General features: G+C 53.8%; 4 protein-coding genes, 1 tRNA gene and 1 pseudogene. All 6 read left to right on the top strand.

The window, feature by feature from the left end; translation table 11 throughout:
* Positions 1-593: pseudogene (locus IGQ15_RS03260) on the top strand (hypothetical protein); the annotation flags it as partial.
* Between the two features lie 93 nt (positions 594-686).
* Complete coding sequence (locus tag IGQ15_RS03255; protein WP_297048623.1) at positions 687-1,838, top strand: NAD-dependent epimerase/dehydratase family protein; 1,152 nt, start codon at positions 687-689, stop codon at positions 1,836-1,838.
* 6 nt (positions 1,839-1,844) lie between these two features.
* The gene (locus IGQ15_RS03250; RefSeq protein WP_297048621.1) at positions 1,845-2,681 is read left to right on the top strand and encodes a sulfurtransferase; all 837 of its coding nucleotides are present in this window, start codon (positions 1,845-1,847) and stop codon (positions 2,679-2,681) included.
* Between the two features lie 30 nt (positions 2,682-2,711).
* A complete protein-coding gene (locus tag IGQ15_RS03245; RefSeq protein ID WP_297048619.1) occupies positions 2,712-3,308 on the top strand; it encodes a DUF3611 family protein in 597 nt (198 codons plus the stop codon).
* Positions 3,309-3,332: 24 nt separating this feature from the next.
* Entirely contained in the window at positions 3,333-4,037 is a 705-nt protein-coding gene (gene pyrF / locus IGQ15_RS03240; RefSeq protein WP_297048617.1) for an orotidine-5'-phosphate decarboxylase, read from the top strand.
* Positions 4,038-4,089: 52 nt separating this feature from the next.
* Positions 4,090-4,161: transfer RNA gene (locus IGQ15_RS03235), tRNA-Val, on the top strand.
* Positions 4,162-4,177 lie beyond the last annotated feature (16 nt).

Here is a 4,177-nt window from a genome sequence, read left to right as displayed (position 1 = left end):
TTACCCACCGTGAAGTGCGCCAACTACAAGAGGAATGGACTGCCCTGCACTCTGATCTCCTACCGCCAGTGGTGCGCCAAAAGGCCAGCGATCGCACCCTTGCCCCCCGCTACGTGGCACCCTTGGTCAAAGAATTGGAGAAGCTCCCCCCCCAACAGCGGCAGGAACTCTGCCAAGAACTGGCCAGCGACCCCGGTGTGGAAAGGGTTAAGGAAGTCACGGCGACGGCTCGTCAACTCAGCCGCTATCTTGAGGCCGCTCCCCAAATTCAAGCCCTCAACGCCCACCCTGTCGATCTGGAACAAGTCCTCATCGAAGCCCAGCGCCTCGAACAACTGCAAACCGTTGCTGATCTCCTGCAGCAGGCAGCGCAACTGGAAAGTGCGATTGCTCGGCTTTATACCACGTGGCAGCGCCTCAGCCATTTGAGCGATCGCCTCTACCAAGCATCGGGTGCCAGCACGCCACAATTACAGGCGCTATTAGAGGCCTTGGATTTTCTTTCTGGCGATATTGTGCAAATTGACTTGGCGGGACAAACCGTTAAATTACATATCTTTTCTGAGAGTGAAACTCGTGCCCCCGAATTCTAACCCAATGGATCAACGGCGTCCCCATTACTGGTAACGTGGTATGGAAGCCACTAAATGGCTGGCGGAGTAGTTATCGATTTCAGCACGGTTAGCATGAGAGTCCTCGTAATTGGCGGTGATGGTTATTGCGGCTGGGCGACAGCCCTGTACCTTTCAAATCGTGGCCATGATGTTGCGATTTTGGATAGCCTGATTCGGCGTCATTGGGATGCTGAACTCTGTGTCGAAACCCTCACGCCGATCGCCCCCATTCAGCACCGTCTGCAACGCTGGCAGGATCTCACTGGCAAAAAGATTGGCCTTTATATTGGCGATATTTGTAACTATCACTTCCTTGAGCGCGCCATGCTGGAGTTTCAGCCCGAGGCGATCGTCCACTTTGGGGAACAGCGCTCCGCCCCCTACTCCATGATTGATCGTGAACACGCCGTCCTCACCCAAGTCAATAACGTGGTCGGCACCCTCAACCTGCTGTACGCCATCCATACCCACAACCCTGACTGCCACCTTGTAAAACTAGGGACGATGGGTGAATACGGCACCCCCAACATTGACATTGAAGAGGGCTACATCACTATTGAGCACAATGGTCGCAAAGATACATTGCCCTATCCCAAGCAGCCCGGTAGCTTCTATCACCTGAGTAAAGTTCACGATAGCCACAACATCCACTTTGCCTGCCGCATTTGGGGCTTGCGCGCCACCGATTTGAACCAAGGGGTGGTCTATGGCGTGCTCACCGAAGAAACGGGCATGGATGAATTGCTGATCAACCGCCTTGACTACGACGGTATCTTTGGCACTGCTCTCAATCGCTTCTGTATTCAAGCTGCTATTGGTCATCCCCTGACGGTATATGGCAAAGGGGGGCAAACTCGCGGCTTTTTGGATATTCGCGATACCGTGCGTTGCATTGAATTGGCCGTTAACAAGCCCGCCGCGCCGGGTGAATTCCGCGTCCTCAACCAGTTCACAGAACAATTTAGTGTCGGTGACCTTGCCCACAAAGTTCAAGAAGCGGGTAAAGCTCTCGGCCTCAAGGTGGAAATCCAACACCTCGAAAACCCCCGTGTTGAAAAAGAAGAGCACTACTTCAACGCCAAAAACACCAAATTGCTGGATCTGGGACTACAACCCCACTATCTGTCGGATTCACTCCTTGACTCACTCTTGAACTTTGCCATCAAATACAAAGACCGGGTGGATGTGAACCACATTCTCCCGAAAGTGAAATGGCGCGCCTGAGCTCCTATGACTCCCTATGCCGTAACGGCGTCTTGGTTGGCTGAGCATTTGGCAGATCCAACGGTTGTGATTGTGGACTGCCGCTTTGACCTCATGGACACGACGCGGGGACAACGGGAGTATGCCCAAGGGCACCTGCCGGGCGCTTATTATCTCGACCTAGAGCAGGATCTCTCTAGCCCCCGGCAAGAACATGGCGGGCGTCATCCCTTACCTGATCCCGAGAAATTAGCAGCACGGCTAAATACAATGGGGGTTACCCCAGAAACGCTGGTGGTGGCCTATGATGATTCGCGATTTGCCTATGCAGCTCGCTGCTGGTGGCTCTTGCGCTGGTTGGGGCACGAGCGCGTGGCGGTGCTCGATGGTGGCTATCGCGCCTATGGGGCAGCGGGGTATCCGATCACTAGCCTTGTGCCACCGCCTCGACCGGGAAACTTCAAGCCCCAGCCTCATCCAGAGTGGGTGGTGGATCGTGCTGGCGTGATTGCTGCTGAAGCTGACCCCCAGACGGTGATTGTGGATGCCCGTGAACCCCGTCGCTATCGCGGTGAAATTGAACCCATTGATCCGATCGCGGGTCATATTCCCGGAGCAGTGAATTATCCGTGGCAGGCCATCTCCGATGAACAGGGTCGCCTTAAATCAGTTGCCGAACTGCAAGCCCACTGGCAGCCCTTGGCTGAGGCTGAGCAAATCATTGTCTATTGCGGATCGGGAGTAACGGCCTGTGTGGATATTTTGGGGCTGGCGATCGCTGGCCTGCATCAAACCAAGCTCTATGCGGGCAGTTGGAGCGATTGGTGTTCTTATTTGGCGGCACCTAATGACCGTTCGCTATGATCAAGCCTAAGCCCCCTTCCTCGCACCACCATGGAACGTCTTCCCGGTAATGCCCCCCCGCCATCCCATCGAGGGACTACCCAACCTCTCCACCGTCTTGGCCGTGAACTGCAACGTTTTGGCTGGATTGGCTTTTGGACACAGGTTGTCCTTGGCTTTGTCTCGCTGCTAATTATTATCATCGTTGTTTTTAGTCGCCAATTTAATATCAATCGTCCGCAAAATGGCATGAATAGTCCCACACTGGGCTTAGTGCTGGCGATTATTGGTCTAGTGTTTTTGGGCGTGAGTATTTACTGTTGCTATCGCTATCCGCAACTGGGACGACGCTTGGATCGACCCGAAAAACGGCCGACCAAGGAGCACGTGATCCGCAGCTTGAATATTGGTCTCTGGGTAAATATCGCTGGCATGATTTTTACGGTGGCAGCCGCCGAGTGGAATGTGGGAATGTTGTTGCTCAAGGTGCTGTCGATTCCCCAAGGGGCGGCGGTCTATGCCACTAATATCTTGATTGAGCCGTTGGAAATTTTTGTGATTCAGGCGAAGGTGAATACGATTGCTGCTCAGCTGACGGGTATTATTGTGGCGCTATGGTTACTGCGCTGTGTGCGCCGTCCAGTGTGAATCGTCTGAGGAGATCCAAGAAACTTGTTTAATTCTCAAGAGGCTGTTGCCAGCAAAATTATTGTGGCCTTGGATGTGCCCAATTTGGAGGTGGCGATCGCCACCATTCATAGGCTGCCCCAAGTGCAATTTTGGAAAGTGGGGCTAGAACTCTTTTGTGCCAGTGGGCCGATTATTCTCGATGTCCTTAAGGATCAGGGGAAGCGCATCTTTCTCGATTTGAAGCTTCATGATATTCCCAATACGGTAGCCGCCGCAGCCCGGGCGATCGCCCCCTATGGTGTGGACTTTGTGACCATCCACACTGCCACTGGCTTAGCGGGTCTGAAAACTGCTCAGGCGGCTCTGGGGGAGAGTAGCACCCAACTCATCGGCGTCACATTGCTCACCAGCATTGATGCAAACACCCTTCAGCAGGAACTCCAGATTCCCCTTGATCCGGCCACCTATGTCGAACGCATGGCCGATCTTGGCCATCAAGCGGGACTCGCGGGCATTGTTTGCTCTCCTCAGGAGGCTACACGGGTCAAACAACGCTGCGGAGAGGCGTTCTTGAGAATTTGTCCGGGGATTCGACCCCTTGGTACCGCTACAGGAGATCAAGCGCGATCGCTGACGCCCAATGCCGCCTTTGCTGCTGGTGCCTCTTACCTTGTGATTGGCCGGCCAATTTTACAAGCAGCGGATCCCGCTGAGGCCTTTGATGAAATTTGCCGCAGCCTCGTCTGAGCGATTTACAAAAGCCTGCAAACCAAGATATGATTAAAAATTATGTCAACTAGGGCGATTAGCACAGTGGTAGCGCACTTCCTTCACACGGAAGGGGTCACTGGTTCGAATCCAGTATCGCCCATTGCTTGCTTCAAGTT

It is taken from the genome of Thermosynechococcus sp. M98_K2018_005, assembly GCF_015295825.1.
GTDB lineage: Bacteria > Cyanobacteriota > Cyanobacteriia > Thermosynechococcales > Thermosynechococcaceae > Thermosynechococcus.
The sequence above is the reverse complement of the archived record's forward strand: the minus strand, read 5'-3'. Positions and strand labels throughout refer to the sequence as shown.

What these genes read in the sequence shown, in the direction of transcription:
- IGQ15_RS03255 (WP_297048623.1), top strand. Translation starts at nt 687, where the DNA reads ATGAGAGTCCTCGTAATTGGCGGTGATGGTTATTGCGGCTGGGCGACA.
- IGQ15_RS03250 (WP_297048621.1), top strand. Translation starts at nt 1,845, where the DNA reads ATGACTCCCTATGCCGTAACGGCGTCTTGGTTGGCTGAGCATTTGGCA.
- IGQ15_RS03245 (WP_297048619.1), top strand. Translation starts at nt 2,712, where the DNA reads ATGGAACGTCTTCCCGGTAATGCCCCCCCGCCATCCCATCGAGGGACT.